This is a genomic window from Siminovitchia sp. FSL H7-0308, assembly GCF_037980985.1.
Classification (GTDB): Bacteria; Bacillota; Bacilli; order Bacillales; family Bacillaceae_C; genus Siminovitchia; species Siminovitchia thermophila.
In genome coordinates, this window is the sequence record NZ_CP150282.1 from 2,072,697 (window position 1) to 2,089,712 (window position 17,016).

A 17,016-nucleotide genomic window follows, 5' to 3' on the forward strand; every position below is an offset into this window, starting at 1 on the left:
CTTCACCTCTATTCGATTTCTTCGTTTATAAAATCGAATGATTCGTCTGACTCTTCTTCCTCCAGATCCCTTGGATAAATGCCAGCTTCTCTTGCATCTGTCTCACTTTTAATATCGATTTTCCAACCGGTCAATTTTGCTGCGAGTCGCGCGTTTTGCCCTCTCTTGCCGATAGCCAGCGATAGTTGATAATCCGGAACGACAACTGTCGTGGCTTTTTCTTCCTCATTCACGATTACATCGAGAACTTTGGATGGACTTAAAGCATTGGCGACGAAGACAACCGGATCTTGTGACCATTCAACAATATCTATTTTTTCACCCTTTAATTCGTCCACGATTGCCTGAACTCTTGAACCTTTCGGTCCGACACATGAACCAACCGGATCGACATCTTCTTGGTCTGTCGCTACAGAAATTTTGGAGCGGTCGCCCGCTTCTCTCGCAACCGATTTAATTTCAACGGTTCCATCATATATTTCAGGGACTTCGATTTCAAATAATCGCTTTAACAATCCCGGATGTGTCCTTGATACAAATATTTGCGGACCTTTCGTCGTTTTTTCGACTTTCGTAATGTACACTTTAATTCGGTCATGCGGTTTGTATGTTTCGTTGGGCATTTGCTCGCTTTGCGGAAGCAATGCTTCAATTTTCCCAAGACTGACATATATAAAACGCGGGTCCTGCCTTTGCACGATTCCGGTCATAATGTCATCTTCCCGGTCCACAAACTCGGAATAGATGATCCCTCTTTCTGCTTCTCTTACCCGTTGGGTGACGACTTGTTTTGCTGTTTGTGCCGCAATTCTGCCAAACTCCTTCGGGGTCACTTCGAGTTCTACAATATCCCCTGTGTCATAGACCGGGTTAATGGTATGGGCTTCTTCCAATGAAATTTCAAGCCTGGAATCAAAAACTTCATCCACTACCTCTTTTCTGGCAAAAACCCTCATCGTTCCTGTTTCCAAGTTCATGTCTACACGAACGTTTTGTGCTTGGTTAAAGTTCCTTTTGTACGCAGATACTAAAGCGGCTTCGATCGCCTCGATCAAGACATCCCGGGAAATTCCCTTTTCCTTTTCCAATATGACTAGAGCATCCATTAATTCTGAGCTCATGACCATGTCCTCCCCTTTATTATTCTTCGCTTTACCTGTTAAAAGACGACTGCCAAGCGGGCTTTTGCCACTTTATTGATTGGAATTTCAAACGTCTTTGTCCGGGTTTTTATTTTCACTTCAACTAGCAGGTTTTCTCCGTTAAACTCCGTTAACCGTCCCTCAAACACTTTTTCCCCATCGATCGGTTCATATGTTTTAACATGAACTTGCTTTCCAACCGCATTGGCAAAGTCGGCTTCTTTCTTTAAAGGACGCTCCGCTCCGGGCGAGGAGACTTCCAGAAAGTAATTATGGGGAATCGGGTCTACTTCATCAAGCTTCTCGCCAAGACGCTCACTGACTATGCCGCACTCTTCAATATCAACACCATCCGGTTTGTCAATGAAGAGGCGGAGAAACCAGTTTTTTCCTTCTTTTACATATTCAATATCGACCAGTTCAAGTTTCATTTCGTCCAAAATAGGAGCCGCAAGATTCTCTACTGTGTCTGTTACTTTACTCATACAAACCTCCTATGTTCAGGTATCCATGTATATCAAAGTTTTCCGTAACAATACGAAAGAGTGGGGGGCGCCCACTCTTTTGCAACGAGAGTATTCATAGTATTTCCAATAAAAATATACCATAACCGATTTTCAATTGCAAACAAGGCAAACTACCGCCAAGTATGCAAAGAAAAGCGGTTCCTACTTTTCTTCTAGAAAAGGGATAATTGATTCTGTTCGGGAAGTGATTCCAAACAGCCATGGTTGTCCAAATACTCCATAATTGTTTTGGATACTTTTCCACGGATTTGCAAGTCCTCTTTGGAAAGAAATTCTCCGTCTTCTCTGGCTTTTACAATATTCAACGCCGCGTTCGTACCCAGCCCCGGAATAGAGTTAAAAGGCGGGATAAGAGAATCTCCGTCTATGATAAACTCGGTGGCGCTCGATTTGTACAAATCTACGCGCTTGAACTTAAATTTGCGTTCGCACATTTCCAACGCAATTTCCAAAACGGTAAGAAGACTTTTCTCTTTGGCCGTCGCATCCAGGCCTTTGGCATTGATTTCTTCGATTTTGGAGCGAATCGCCTGAGAACCCCTGACCATTACTTCCAAATCAAAATCTTCTGCCCGCACCGTAAAGTAGGCGGCATAGTAAAGGAGCGGATGGTGCACTTTAAAATAGGCAATCCTGACAGCCATCAAAACATATGCCGTGGCATGCGCCTTGGGAAACATGTATTTTATTTTTTTACATGAATCAATATACCATTCCGGCACATTATTTTTTCTCATCTCTTCTTCCCATTCCGGAGTAAGACCTTTTCCTTTTCGTACAAACTCCATAATTTTAAAAGCAAGAGACGGTTCCAAACCTTGATAAATGAGGTATACCATGATATCGTCCCGGCAGCCGATCACTTCCGACAGCGTACAAGTTCCTGAACGAATCAGCTCTTGTGCATTGCCAAGCCATACATCTGTACCATGTGAAAGGCCGGATATTTGAACGAGCTCGGAAAACGTTGTCGGCTTTGTATCTTCAAGCATTTGCCTGACAAATCTTGTTCCAAATTCGGGAATTCCAAGCGTTCCTGTTTTACACATAATCTGTTCCTCTGTTACGCCGAGAGATTCGGTACCACTGAATATTTTCATCACTTCCGGGTCATCGATCGGAATCGTTTTTGGATCAATTCCGCTTAATTCCTGAAGCATCCGGATAACGGTCGGATCATCGTGGCCAAGAATGTCCAGTTTGAGTAAGTTGCTGTCGATGGAGTGGAAATCATAATGCGTCGTTCTCCAATCAGACCCAACCGCGTCAGCCGGATATTGAATCGGTGAGAAATCGAAAATTTCCATATTGTCCGGCACAACAATAATCCCTCCGGGGTGCTGGCCGGTTGTTCTTTTTACGCCTGTACACCCTTGGACGAGCCTTTCCACTTCCGCATTTCTCAACATAAGATTATGGTCTTGCTCATAAGCTTTGACATACCCGTAAGCCGTTTTCTCTGCTACTGTTCCGATCGTGCCAGCACGATATACGTAGTCTTCCCCAAACAAAATCTTCGTGTAATGGTGGGCTTTCGGCTGATAGTCCCCTGAAAAGTTCAAATCAATATCTGGCACTTTATCTCCCTTGAAGCCCAAAAACGTTTCAAACGGAATATCATGTCCGTCTTTTTTATATATTGTCCCACACTTCACACAGTCTTTGTCGGGCAAGTCAAATCCGGACCCCACCGAACCGTCATCAAAAAACTCTGCATGCTTGCAATTGGGGCAGACATAATGCGGGGGAAGGGGGTTTACTTCCGTAATTTCCGTCATGGTGGCCACGAAGGAAGACCCGACAGAGCCCCGTGAACCGACAAGATATCCGTCTTCAAGCGATTTTTTTACAAGCTTATGAGAAATTAAGTAAATAACTGCAAAACCATGGCCAATGATGCTTTTTAGTTCTTTTTCGAGCCTGGCTTCCACAATCTCGGGAAGCGGGTCTCCATAAATGGATTTGGCCATGCCGTAGCTCATTTGCCTGATTTCATCTTCGGCTCCTTCAATTTTCGGTGTGTACAAGTCATCTTTAATCGGTTTTATTTTATCGATCTTGTCATTAATGAGATTGGAGTTTGTGACAACCACCTCATAAGCTTTTTCATCACCAAGGAAAGAAAACTCGGACAGCATTTCATCTGTTGTTCGGAAATGAACATCGGGAAGCTTATGCCTGTTTAGCGGATTTGCCCCGCCTTGGGAGTTTATGAGAATCTCCCGGTATATTTTATCTTCTTTATTTAAATAATGGACATTTCCTGTTGCAACGACGGGCATGTTTAAAGTTTCTCCCATCATGACGATGTTTCGGATAATGTCTTCCAAGTCTTTTTCATTCCTGACAAGCTCCATCTCAATTAGCGGGGCATATACAGGCTTGGGATGTATTTCCAAGTAGTCGTAAAAGGCGGCCGCCTGTTCGGCCTCAGCCCGTCCTTTTTGCATCATCGCTTCAAACACTTCACCTTTGTCACACCCGGAGCCAATCAAAATCCCTTCTCGGTGTTTCTCCAGCAAAGAACGCGGGATGCGCGGTACTCTATAAAAATAGTGCAGATGCGAATAAGATACGAGTTTATATAAGTTTTTCAGACCCGCTTCATTTTGGGCAAGCAAAGTGCAATGGTATGGACGCGCCTGTTTATAAGCGTCACCTTTGCCCATATTGTCATTGAGCTGATCATGATAAAGGATGCCCTTTTTCTTGGCATCGCCCAGCATTTTCAAAAAGATATTACCAGTTGTTTCGGCATCATAAATGGCCCGGTGGTGTTGCACAAGCTCTATATCAAACCTTTTTGCCAGCGTGTTTAACCGATGGTTTTTAAATTCGGGATATAGGAATCTTGCAAGCTCAAGCGTGTCAATGACCGGATTTGCGACTTTATCAAATCCAATCCTTTGATATCCGCTATTTAAAAAGCCGATATCAAAAGAGGCGTTGTGGGCTACAAGAATGCCGTCCCCTGTCCAATTCTTAAATTCTTCCAGCACTTCCTCGATTTCGGGGGCGTTTTCTACCATATCGTCTGTAATGCCTGTCAATTCAATCGTTGTTGCGGACAATGGATGGTGGGGATTGGCAAATCTCTCAAACTTGTCAATCACTTCCCCCTGATGAATTTTGACTGCCGCCAGTTCAATGATTTTGTCATATATCGCCGATAGACCGGTTGTTTCCACGTCAAAAACGATAAACGTATCTTCTTCCAGCAGCCTGTTGGCGCTATTATAGGCGATTGGCACCCCGTCGTTTACCAAATTGGCTTCCAGCCCATAGATGATCTTCATATCATGTTTTCCGCCCGCCCCAAACGCTTCGGGAAATGATTGAACGACGGCATGGTCGGTAATTGCCACCGCCGGATGTCCCCACTTTTTCGCCTGGGCAATAAGATCCCCCACTGAGGTAACAGCATCCATTTGGCTCATGGGTGTATGCATGTGGAGTTCAACCCGCTTATCACCGGCTGCTTTATCCTCACGTATTTTCGGCTTTACTTCATTAATGTCTTGCGCCATAATGACCAGTTCGCGGGCAAATGTGTCCGTTTGGACACTTCCTCGAACCTTCACCCACATGCCTTTTTTTAAACTGGCCATGATGGAAGCATCCTCATTATCTTTTGAGAACATTTTTACGGAGATGGAATCGGTATAATCCGTCATTTTAAACGTCAGTAAAGTTCTTCCGCTTCGCAGTTCCCTTGTCTCTGCCTGAAAAACATACCCTTCTACCGTGACCCTGCGCTCTTCGTCCACTATTTCCTCGAGTCTTTTCATCTCTTCACCATTTTTAATGGCATACCCAAGCATTAACGGTCCGGAAGGCAACTCACCTTCGTTTGTCCGCCTTTCCTGCTCAAGCTTTTGCATTTCTAAAACAGCTTGTCTTGCCCGCTCTTCATCCTCTTTCCGTTTCGCTTCAACAAATTTTGCATATTCTTCACTCGATTCACTTTCGGAGCGGACTTCTGCTGAAAATAGGAGTGAAGGAAAGCCAAAGTATTGATACACTTCGGTGATGATTTTTCCATATTTCTCTTGAAGCGTCCTGGCCTCCATATCGTTGCGGACTTGAACAATGATTTTATTTCCATCGACTTTGGGTGTTTGATGATGTAAAAGACTGAGCAGCATAGGAGACATTCCTTCTATTTCTTTCAAGCAGCCCTGCCAGTAATCTGCCACAAGCTGATCAGTGATCGTTGTTTGCGATATCGACAACGAGAATTGAACCCGGGCAATGTGTTGAAACGACTGTTCAAGTCTCCTGGTGAAATGTTCATATATTTGGAAAGGCAAAATCCGCTCAAAAATAAAATAAAAATGCCATTTCTGATTGATGCGATCCACAACAAGCTTTTCAATTTGTCCAGACCGCAAGTGCTCTATGTACGGGTCATCTGTTAAGCCGATCTGTTGCAGCAGCAGATGGAAACGTTTCTTTTGTTCGACGGGATTTTGCGTCTTTTGCATCGTTTATCCTCTCCCATCTATTAATCGTCCAATCAATAAAAAGATCATATGAAACTTCAATCAGCGAGGGCTTTCTTCCCCCGCTGATAAGAAATAATACAAAAGCCCAGTTCTAAAGCGTCCTGTTGGCAAGCTCAGGCAACGATGTCACCAAATTGCACTGGTACATCCTGTACGTCACAAAGCATTTGTGACCGATACCCTTGATGCATGATAGATGTCGAATTCTTTCAGGTTCTGTCTATCGGAAATAGACAATGATCTGACACCCTTCTCCACATATAGACGGAAGCCTTGCCGGCTTTTACATGCGGGTAAAGGAGTCACCTGAAAGAACCGTTATACCGATAATGCTTTAAAAATATTTTGCAATGTTGCCGAAAGATCCCGCCGATGTACTTCCAACATTTCACCGGTCTTCCGGACTTTCACTTCCACGATTCCTTCGGAAGCTCTCTTTCCGACAGTCACGCGAACAGGAAGACCGATTAAATCCGAGTCGTTAAATTTGACGCCTGCGCGTTCGTTGCGGTCATCAAACAGCACATCGTATTCAGCCTGTAATTCATCGTATAATTGTTCGGCACAGCTCGCTTGTTCCGAATCTTTCATATTGATCGGAATAAGATGAACATCGTATGGCGCAATATTCACAGGCCAGATCAACCCTCGCTCATCATTGAACTGTTCCGCTACTGCGGTAAGGGTTCTTGATACACCGATTCCGTAACAGCCCATGATATAAGGATGGGGTTTTCCGTTTTCATCAAGGAATCCGGCGGACATCGCTTCACTGTACTTTGTTCCCAATTTAAAAATATGCCCTACTTCAATACCACGCGCGAATCGAATTGTTCCTTTTCCATCAGGGGAAGGGTCGCCTTCCTGGATAAACCGGAGATCGGCATATTCGTCAACAGCAAAATCACGCCCTGGTACAACATTGATATAATGATGCTCATCTTCGTTGGCGCCGCAGACCGCATTGACCATTGCCCCGACCGCATGGTCGGCTATGATCTTCATTTCGGATGGTATCTGGATCGGCCCTATCGATCCGAAGGAACATTTCAATAGCTCTTTCGTTTTTTCTTCCTCCGCAAATTCTACCATTTTGGCGTTCAAAGCATTTTTCACTTTAATATCGTTTACTTCGTGATCACCTCGCACGAGTACCATGACGGGCTCTTCATCTGCAAGCATTACAAGGGATTTAATAACTTCTGAAGGCTTTACACTTAGAAACTCTGAAACATCCACGATCGTTTTTTGACCTGGGGTTTTTATTTTTTTCAACTCTTTTTCCGCAACATCCGGCTTTTCATAAACTTGACAGACGTCTGCCATTTCAATGTTGGCGGCATAATCGGACTGATCGGAATAGGCAATGGTATCTTCGCCAATCTCCGACAACACCATGAACTCCTGTGTGTCTTTACCGCCAATGGCTCCAGAATCCGCCAATACGGATCTAAAGTTCAGGCCGCACCTTTTAAATATATTCGTATACGCCACATGCATTTTCTGATAAACTTCATCCAAACTTTCGTGTGAAGTATGGAAGGAATAAGCATCTTTCATAATAAATTCACGCCCGCGAAGCAGCCCGAAACGGGGGCGCTTTTCATCCCTGTATTTCGTTTGAATTTGAAATAAGGTTAATGGCAGACGCTTATAGGATTGGACTGCATCCTTTACGATACTCGTAATGACTTCTTCATGAGTGGGACCTAAAGCAAAATGTCTGTCGTGGCGGTCATGAAGGCGCATTAACTCATCGCCATATGTATGCCAGCGCCCGGATTCCTGCCATAGTTCAGCAGGCTGGAGAGCCGGCAGAAGCAGTTCTGCAGCTCCCGCCTTTTCCATTTCTTCCCTAACGATATTTTCGATGTTATCGAGTGCTCTTTTTGCCAATGGCAAATAGGAATAAATGCCGCTGGCAATTTGCTTAATAAACCCTGCTCTTAAAAGCAGCTGATGGCTTTTTATTTCTGCATCAGACGGAACTGCCCTTAGAGTGGGGATGAAAGTCATGCTTTGTTTCATCAATTGCACCTCTACTTATAGTTATTTAATAATAAAAAAGCGTTGTATATCGTTCCAGGTGACTACAATCATCAAAACCATCAAGAGCGCAAAGCCGATAAAATGCACCATTCCTTCTTTTTGCCGGTCAATCGGTTTACCCCGCAACGCCTCAACGCCGAAGAACAAGAGGCGGCCTCCATCAAGCGCCGGTATCGGCAGCAAGTTCATGATGCCGAGGTTAATGCTCAACAACGCAGCCCATTTCATTAATATCAATATTCCTGCCTGGGCAGCTGTCTCTGTCGTTTTATAAATCCCTACCGGACCAGCCAGCATATCAATGGAGAATTGACCCGTAACAAGTGTTCCCAGCAACTCGATAATTTTGACTGTCCAATTGTACGTTTCTACAAACCCGAATGTCGCCAGCCGCAGGAACGACTTGTCGACCGGTGCTTGTACCCCGATTAAGCCAATTTCCTTATCCTCGATGATTTCCCGTTTTGGTGTCACCGGAACGTCCAGTGTTTCTTCATTTCGTTCCACCGTAAAAATGAGCTCTTCTTCAGGATGGCTTCGTACAATTTCAGTGATGTCATCAAAATCCGAAATTTCCGCTCCATCAATGCTCAGGACAACATCACCCTCCTGCAGCCCCGCTTTATGGGCAGACCCTTCAGGAAGAAGTTCACCGATGAACGGCTCATTGACTTGAACCCCTTGGATAAAACCGAGCAATGTAAAGATCACAATTGCCAGTAAAAAGTTCATCATCGGACCCGCAAAAATCGTCATTGCTCTGGCCCCGAGCTTTTTGGAAGCAAATTGCCGGTCCCAAGGCGCGATAAGTGTTTCCGCTTGTTCTTCCACAATGACTGCGGTGCGAGAAAGATGAAATGTTTTCAATGTCTCATCTTCTTCGTCTTCATATCCTTTAATGATCAGATCGTGTTCCAAATCAGCCATTTCCACTTCGATAATCCTGGCGTTTGGAAACCGGTCTTTCCCCTGTAAAACAATTTTTTCAACGAGATTATCGTCGTTCAATACGAGCGCGATCCGATGACCCGGTTTAATTTCAACCATTTCGGGGTCGTCTCCCGCCATCCGGACAAATCCGCCGAGCGGCAAAAGCCGAATCGTATAGTTCGTCTCATTTTTTGTGTGAGAAAACACTTTCGGTCCAAATCCGATGGAAAAATCCCTGACAAGGATTCCAGCGCGTTTGGCAAAAATAAAATGTCCAAGTTCATGGAAAAACACAAGCGCCCCAAAAATAATAATAAACGCAATGACTGTATTCAAAAAAATAACCACCTTTTACAGGAGTGTATAAACGTGCTTCCTTGTCTCACGGTCAACTTCCTCTATAGCCGCCAAATCCGGCTGATCAATAACATTATGCCTTTCCAACGCTTTTTCAATCAACTCTTCAATATTTAAAAAGGAAATTTGTTCTTTCAAAAATGCTTCGACAGCTACTTCATTCGCCGCATTTAACACTGTGGGCATCGTTCCCCCTCTCATTCCCGCATCATAAGCAAGCTTTAGGCAACGATAGCGATCCATGTCCATTTTTTCAAAATGAAGGATGCCTATCTCCGCGAGGCCGAGTCCTTTCGTATCAAGCTTCATTCTGTCCGGATAAGTAAGTGCATATTGAATCGGAATACGCATATCCGGAGTACCTAGTTGGGCGATGACGCTGCGATCCTTATATTCCACTAGTGAATGGATGATGCTTTCCCGGTGAAGAAGAACCTCAATGTTTTCATAGGGAATATGGAACAGCCAATGTGCTTCGATCACTTCCAGCCCTTTGTTCATCATTGTAGCAGAGTCAATCGTAATTTTGGAACCCATTGACCAGTTTGGGTGCTTCAATGCTTGTTGTCGTGTAACATGCTTCAGCTCTTCCCTGCTCAAATCCCGAAAGCTTCCTCCGGACGCCGTGATGATCAATTTAGAAACATTTTCCCGGCTTTCTCCCTGCAAGCACTGAAAAATAGCAGAATGTTCGCTGTCAACCGGAAGAATATCCACTCCGAACTTTTTAGCTGCACCCATAACAATATGACCCGCCGTTACAAGTGTTTCCTTATTGGCCAGCCCAATCGTTTTTTTAGCTTCAATCGCGTGCATTGTCGGAACAAGGCCGACGCTTCCCATAACGGCGTTTAATACAATATCGGCCTGGTCGTGTACCGCGGCCTCGATTAAACCATGCTTGCCGTAAGTAAATTTGATCCCGGACGGGAATTCGGCTTTTAATCGTTCACAGTCTTCCTTTTCAAGCACTGCTACGAGATTTGGTTGAAAATCTGAAATGATTTTTCGGACTAGGTCAATGTTTCTTCCAGCCGAAATCGCGCAGAGCCGAAATTGGTCCGGATGTTCTTTTATGACTTGCAGTGCTTGCGTCCCTATCGATCCGGTTGCGCCCAGCAAACTAACATACTTCATCATTTCACTCCTAAACTAATTCTACGCTTATATGATTTGCAAAATGTGTATGAGCGGCAAAACGAAAAGCCAGCTGTCACACCTGTCCAAAATGCCCCCGTGGCCCGGAATAAGCTTGCCGGCATCTTTTACCCCATAATGGCGTTTAAACGCTGATTGGACCAAATCCCCCATTTGCCCAAACATGGACAATAAGACCGTTACAAACAACAATTTTAAGGTAGGAATGCCCATGTCCGCAAAGACAGAAAACAACAGGGCAACGACAATTGCAACGACTATGCCCCCGATGGACCCGCCGATCGTTTTATTGGGACTGATCACCGGCCACAGCTTTCTTTTTCCGAGTGACTTGCCAATAAAGTAAGCTCCGGAATCCGTTCCCCATATGACGAAAAGGACATAAAAAAGATATATAAGCCCCGCTTCACGAGTCGCTATCAAAAAATAGAACCCGACACCGACATATAGTGCCGACAAGATGGAAAAACCGGCATTGTCAAAGGTAAAGCGGTTTTTTGAAACGACCGTATATGACAAAATGAGCAATACAGCCAAATATACAATTTCCATTTTTGTCATTGCCCCCGCGAAAAGCAACTGAAAATATTCGTTCGGCAGCAATATGACCCAAAGCATGACAAAAGATAGCAAGCTTTGTCCGGACATTACCGGCTGCTTTTTCATTCGTAACAATTCAAAAAGTCCTATAGTCGCCATCATATATGTCAAAATGACGAAAGGTAGTCCGCCTATCCATACAAGCGGCAAAAAAATTCCCATGGCAACAACTGCTGATATAATTCTTTCTTTCATTACTGAAACTCCTCGCTGATTAATCCGCCGAACCGTCTAGAGCGGCGCTGAAAAGATTCGATCGCATCCATTAAATGTTTTTCTGAAAAATCGGGCCATAATACATCGATAAAGAATAATTCTGTATAGGCAAGCTGCCAGAGCATAAAGTTGCTCAATCTCAGCTCCCCACTTGTTCTAATCAATAAATCGGGATCACGCAAACTTTTTGTCATCAAATAATTGGAAAAGCATTCATCATCAATATCATTTTCATTCAGCCGGCCATCCTTGACATCGGCGGAAAGTTGCTTGATTGCATCAATGATTTCTGCACGGCTCCCATAGTTCAATGCAAAGTTTAAAATAAGTCCATTATTATGTTTCGTTTTGTTGATCGCATGGTTGACAGCTTTTCGTGTAGTCTCCGGTAGACGGGTTGTGTCGCCCATTGTACATACTTTCACATTTTCTTCAACAAGCTCCGGTAAAAAGTTTCCGAGAAACTCTTCCGGAAGCTTCATTAAATAGTCCACTTCCGATTTGGGCCTTTTCCAATTTTCTGTTGAAAAAGCATATAATGTTAATATTTTCACCCCAAGGCGGTTGGCTGCTTTCGTTATTTTTCTGACCGTCTTCATTCCTTCGTGATGGCCTGCAATTCTCGGAAGTGCCCTCTTCTTCGCCCACCGGCCATTCCCATCCATAATAATCGCGATATGTTGCGGTATCGGCTGGTTCATTATTTGGCCTACTCGGTCTTCACTAATTTCTTTATCTTTTGAAGTTTTCCATAACTTCATTTTATTAAACATAATTAGTCCTCCGTCAGAAGTGCTGGCATCTAGCATCAAACATATTTTAGCATATTGGAAGGAATAAGCGATATGATTCCCGCCTGATTTATTATTACAATTTCAAGAGAAAGAATAAAATACGAAAAAGAGACGTTATCGTAAATAGAGGGAAACTTGATCATCCCATAAAAAAACCCTCCGATAGGAGGGGATCATATCAATTATATTTGCCTAAACCTCTAAAACTTCCTGCTCTTTTTCCTTCGTTATCTGATCAATTTTCTTGATGTGTTCATCTGTAAGCTTTTGGATATCTTCTCCATATGAGCGCAAGTCATCTTCAGATATGTCTCCGTTTTTCTCAAGCTTTTTTAATTCGTCGTTCCCATCTCTGCGAATATTCCGGATGACGACTTTGGCATCTTCCGCTTCTCTTTTTACTTGTTTCACAAGCTCTTTGCGACGTTCTTCCGTCAGCTGTGGAATCGAGATTCTTAAAAGAGAACCATCATTTGCCGGTGTAAGGCCAAGGTCAGATTTTAAAATGGCTTTTTCCATATCGCCCAAAACCGCTTTATCGTAAGGTTGAATAACGAGAAGCCGTGCTTCTGGAACGGAGACTGTCGCTAATTGATTGATCGGTGTTGGGACACCATAGTAATCAACTGAAATTTTGTCCAAAAGTGCCGCGCTTGCTCGTCCGGCACGAATGCTGGCCAATTCCCGGGTGTAGACTTGAATGGCTTTTTTCATTTTCTCTTTGACATTCGAGATTACTTGATTAGGCATTATTCCTTCCCCCTTACTATCGTTCCGATTTGTTTACCTAACACAGCGCGCTTAATATTTCCTTTTTCCGTAAAAGAAAAGACGATCAGCGGAATATCATTGTCCATGCAAAGTGATGAAGCGGTTGAATCCATGACGGCCAATCCTTCTTTTAAAACGTCAAGATATGAAAGCTGCTCATATTTGACAGCATCTTTATCAAGCTTCGGATCGGCATTATACACGCCGTCAACATTGTTTTTCGCCATTAAAATGACGTCCGCTTCAATTTCGGCAGCCCTTAAAGCGGCAGTGGTGTCCGTTGAAAAATAAGGATTTCCCGTACCAGCGGCAAAAATGACAACGCGCTTTTTCTCGAGGTGGCGAATGGCTCGGCGCCTGATGTAAGGTTCAGCTACTTGAATCATGTCTATCGACGTTTGAACCCGCGTTTCAATTCCCAATTGTTCGAGGCTGTCTTGAAGGGCAAGCGAGTTCATGACTGTTGCGAGCATACCCATATAGTCTGCTGTAGCCCGGTCCATTCCCATTTCGCTTCCGACTTTCCCTCTCCAAATATTTCCTCCGCCAACAACTACGGCAATTTCAACATTAAGCTCCGCCACTTCTTTTATTTGCTCCGCAATGGATTTGATGATGGCCGGATTAATGCCAAAGCCTTCTTTACCCGCCAACGCCTCTCCACTCAATTTCAGTACAACTCGGTTATATTTCGGGATGCTCATCTGAACCTCCAAATCAATTATGTATTCCATTTTCAGTTTGTAAAAGAGGGAACACAAAGTGTTCCCTTTAAATCTGGATGATTTATTTCTTCGCTTGATTCATTACTTCTTCAGCAAAGTTTTCTTGGCGTTTCTCCAACCCTTCGCCGACCTCATAACGAACAAAATCGACAACTTTCGCTCCGTTTGAGCTGACAAATTTACCAACTTTTTCATCAGGGTTTTTTACAAAGGATTGGTCAAGCAGACAAATTTCTTCAAAAAATTTGCCGAGTCGGCCTTCCACCATTTTTTCAACAATTTTTTCCGGTTTGCCCTCATTTAAGGCTTGCTCTGTCAACACTTGGCGTTCGCGTTCTGTTTCCTCCGCAGGCACTTGATCGCGAGAAATGTATTTAGGCTTGATTGCGGCGACATGCATCGCAACATCCTTGGCAACATCGGCGTCTGTCGTTCCTTCAAGAACAGTCAAAACACCAATGCGTCCGCCCATATGCAAATACTCACCAAATACGCCATTATCCGTTTTTGTTTTTACTTCAAAGCGGCGAAGCGTGATTTTTTCACCGATTTTCGCAATGGCTGAGTTAATATATTCAGTGACAGTTTCGCCGCCGCTCATTTTTTGCTCAAGTGCTTCTTCCAATGATGAAGGTTTGTTGGCAAGCAAATGCTGGGCCAATTCTTTTACAAGCTCTTGGAAGTTTTCGTTTTTTGCAACAAAATCTGTTTCGGCGTTCACTTCTAAGATGACAGCTTCATTGCCCTCACTGAGGATATAAGCTGTTCCTTCGGCTGCAATCCGATCAGCTTTTTTTGCTGCCGAAGCCATGCCTTTCTTTCTGAGAAAGTCAATTGCTTCTTCCATGTTTCCATTTGTTTCTGTTAGTGCTTTTTTGCAGTCTAGCATGCCCGCACCTGTTTTGGCACGCAGTTCTTTTACCATTTGTGCAGTAATTGCCATTATTTTTCCTCCTTGAATGAGATACGAACCAAGTTGTTTTAAAAAAAGGTGACAAGCGTATCCACTCTTATCACCTTTTCACTGCATTAACTGTTATGCATTGGCAGTTTCAGACGCTTCTTCTTCTTCCTGCTCTTCTTCGCTGTATTTAGCTTCCAACAAGGCATCGGCCATTGTAGCTGTCAACAACTTAACCGCGCGGATTGCGTCGTCGTTTGCCGGAATCACATAATCAATTTCATCCGGATCGCAGTTCGTATCAACAATACCCACAATCGGAATATTTAACTTCCGGGCTTCAGCCACTGCAATGCGCTCTTTTCTCGGATCAATGATAAACATTGCGTCAGGAAGAGTCTTCATGTCTTTGATTCCGCCTAAAAACTTGACGAGACGGTCACGTTCCCTATTCAGCATGACAACTTCTTTTTTCGGTAGAACGTCAAATGTTCCGTCTTCTTCCATTTTTTCAATCGCTTTTAAGCGCTCGATTCTTTTTTGGATTGTTTCAAAATTCGTTAAAGTTCCGCCGAGCCAGCGGTGGTTGACATAAAAGTGTCCAGCTCTCTCCGCTTCATCTTTAACAGATTCCTGGGCTTGCTTCTTTGTTCCGACGAATAAAACTTTCCCGTCGTTTTCGGCAAGCTCTCTCATAAATTTGTAAGCTTCCTCGACCTTTTTCACAGTTTTTTGCAAGTCGATGATATAAATACCGTTTCTTTCCGTAAAAATGTATTTCTTCATTTTAGGATTCCAACGGCGGGTTTGGTGTCCAAAATGTACACCAGCTTCAAGCAATTGCTTCATAGAAATGATAGACATAAAATGTTTCCTCCTTGGTTTTTTTCCTCCGTTTCAATCATTTTTTGTGCAGGCTGTTTTTTGCAATAATGCCAAACAGCACCCTGTCACAAAATTATGAAACGTGTGTTTTAATACCACCAAATAATATAGCACAATCAAAAATCGTAATCAAGTAATGTTTTAAGCCTGCTGGTAAAATTTCATGGCAAGTTCAATTTCGGTTTTCCCCTTCCCAAGAGCTTTTGCGATCTCTGTCATTGTCATCCCCTGGGCCGCCATTGCTTCCACTTGGTTTCGGAGGGATTGTTCCTCTTGAGCATTTTCCGTTTCTTCAACCCTGTCTAACATTTCTTCAGTGATGTCTATTGTTTCCTCAGTACTGTCTATCGCTTCTTCGGATAGCCCGCCTCCAATGACGTCTTCAGGTTTGTCCGCTTTATCGTTATATGAGGTGTTCTGCCCCGGTTTTTCATCCATCTTTCTAGCATGCGCGAGTTGCTGTAAAAACCGGTCGTTTTCTTCCCTCATCTCCGCAAGCAGGCCGCTTACCAGCTCTTCCGCTTCAGATAGCATTTCCCGCTGCTTTTTTTCAACCTCCAATAGCCGATTTTGCCGCATAAACAGGAGGATAATGGCAAAAATCAAAAGAGCGTTTATTAAAAATAAAATAAGTATCATTACGGCTGTCAAGATGATCCCTCGCTATCTTAATTGCATGAGCTGGTTTCTTAACTTAAATAACGCTTTAGAATGAATTTGGGAAATTCTAGAGGTCGACAAGTCTAGGACTTGGCCGATCTCTGTCAATGTTAGCTCCTCTTTATAAAACAGGCTTAAAACGAGTTGTTCATTTTCCGTCAGATGGGCGATTGCCCCAGCCATTTCTTCCAGCCATTCATGATGGACAAGCTGTTCCTCAGGTCCGGGGGTTTGTTCATCTTTTATGATATAGCCGTGATGTTCTTGATCTTCGTCTCCAGTTAAAAAATCATCCACTGAAATAATTTGTGAAAAATAATATTCATTTAATGTTTTCGTTACATCTGTTTCATCAAGGCCGAGCTCTTGCGCAATCTCTTCTACGGTTACACGCCGCATATATTGCTGTTCTAGCTTTTGCTGCACAGATTCGATTTCTTTTGCTTTGTCGCGGGTGTTTCTCGGAAGCCAATCTTCCTTCCGAAGGCCGTCCAAAATCGCGCCTCTTATCCGAAACGATGCATACGTTTCAAACTTTAGATCCCGGGAATGGTCAAATTTTTCAAATGCGTCCAAAAGACCAATGAGCCCAAGGCTCCGTAACTCTTCCCGACTTACATTTTTAGGCAAATTGACGGAAATCCGCTGGACATGGTATGAAACGAGAGGCATATATTTTTTTACCAAATGGTTGCCGGATTGTTCATCCCTTGTTTTTTTCCAGAGATCCCAATGCCTCCGTTCTTCAAGAGGTGGGGAAAGTGACATATATATCTCCTCCTTTTCGAAATGGAAA

Annotated in this window: 14 protein-coding genes; all 14 read right to left on the minus strand. The window is 43.6% G+C overall.

The features are described from left to right. Positions 1-8 precede the first annotated feature (8 nt). The 14 genes from nusA to MHB50_RS09910 all read right to left on the minus strand — a co-directional run bounded on the left by nusA (position 9) and on the right by MHB50_RS09910 (position 16,988). Entirely contained in the window at positions 9-1,121 is a 1,113-nt protein-coding gene (gene nusA, locus MHB50_RS09845) for a transcription termination factor NusA (RefSeq protein WP_077111697.1), read from the minus strand. Between the two features lie 38 nt (positions 1,122-1,159). Next, the gene (rimP, locus tag MHB50_RS09850) at positions 1,160-1,627 is read right to left on the minus strand and encodes a ribosome maturation factor RimP (RefSeq protein WP_077111698.1); all 468 of its coding nucleotides are present in this window, start codon (positions 1,625-1,627) and stop codon (positions 1,160-1,162) included. Between the two features lie 194 nt (positions 1,628-1,821). Then, a complete protein-coding gene (locus tag MHB50_RS09855; RefSeq protein ID WP_340085207.1) occupies positions 1,822-6,153 on the minus strand; it encodes a PolC-type DNA polymerase III in 4,332 nt (1,443 codons plus the stop codon). Positions 6,154-6,492: 339 nt separating this feature from the next. Further along, the gene (locus MHB50_RS09860; RefSeq protein WP_340085208.1) at positions 6,493-8,202 is read right to left on the minus strand and encodes a proline--tRNA ligase; all 1,710 of its coding nucleotides are present in this window, start codon (positions 8,200-8,202) and stop codon (positions 6,493-6,495) included. A gap of 21 nt (positions 8,203-8,223) precedes the next feature. Continuing rightward, positions 8,224-9,489, minus strand: coding sequence for an RIP metalloprotease RseP (gene rseP, locus MHB50_RS09865; RefSeq protein WP_340085209.1), 1,266 nt, complete (start codon positions 9,487-9,489; stop codon positions 8,224-8,226). 15 nt (positions 9,490-9,504) lie between these two features. Continuing rightward, positions 9,505-10,647: a 1-deoxy-D-xylulose-5-phosphate reductoisomerase gene (gene dxr / locus MHB50_RS09870; RefSeq protein WP_339165452.1), complete on the minus strand. Its 1,143-nt coding sequence runs from the start codon at positions 10,645-10,647 to the stop codon at positions 9,505-9,507. A gap of 27 nt (positions 10,648-10,674) precedes the next feature. Continuing rightward, positions 10,675-11,463 carry a phosphatidate cytidylyltransferase gene (locus tag MHB50_RS09875; RefSeq protein ID WP_077111703.1) on the minus strand — a complete coding sequence of 263 codons (789 nt, stop codon included), beginning with the start codon at positions 11,461-11,463 and terminating at the stop codon, positions 10,675-10,677. Next, complete coding sequence (locus MHB50_RS09880) at positions 11,463-12,257, minus strand: isoprenyl transferase (RefSeq protein WP_077111704.1); 795 nt, start codon at positions 12,255-12,257, stop codon at positions 11,463-11,465. Before MHB50_RS09880 ends, MHB50_RS09875 begins: the two co-directional genes overlap by 1 nt. Before the next feature lie 213 nt (positions 12,258-12,470). Continuing rightward, entirely contained in the window at positions 12,471-13,028 is a 558-nt protein-coding gene (frr, locus tag MHB50_RS09885) for a ribosome recycling factor (RefSeq protein WP_077111705.1), read from the minus strand. Continuing rightward, a complete protein-coding gene (gene pyrH / locus MHB50_RS09890; RefSeq protein WP_077111706.1) occupies positions 13,028-13,753 on the minus strand; it encodes a UMP kinase in 726 nt (241 codons plus the stop codon). The genes frr and pyrH overlap by 1 nt, the downstream gene beginning before the upstream one ends. 82 nt (positions 13,754-13,835) lie before the next feature. Beyond that, positions 13,836-14,717 carry a translation elongation factor Ts gene (gene tsf, locus MHB50_RS09895; RefSeq protein ID WP_077111707.1) on the minus strand — a complete coding sequence of 294 codons (882 nt, stop codon included), beginning with the start codon at positions 14,715-14,717 and terminating at the stop codon, positions 13,836-13,838. Positions 14,718-14,810: 93 nt separating this feature from the next. Beyond that, a complete protein-coding gene (gene rpsB / locus MHB50_RS09900; protein ID WP_077111708.1) occupies positions 14,811-15,539 on the minus strand; it encodes a 30S ribosomal protein S2 in 729 nt (242 codons plus the stop codon). Positions 15,540-15,701: 162 nt separating this feature from the next. After that, the gene (locus tag MHB50_RS09905) at positions 15,702-16,211 is read right to left on the minus strand and encodes a hypothetical protein (protein WP_340085210.1); all 510 of its coding nucleotides are present in this window, start codon (positions 16,209-16,211) and stop codon (positions 15,702-15,704) included. Between the two features lie 12 nt (positions 16,212-16,223). Continuing rightward, positions 16,224-16,988, minus strand: a complete 765-nt coding sequence (locus MHB50_RS09910; RefSeq protein WP_077111710.1) for a FliA/WhiG family RNA polymerase sigma factor — start codon at positions 16,986-16,988, stop codon at positions 16,224-16,226. Positions 16,989-17,016: the final 28 nt, after the last annotated feature.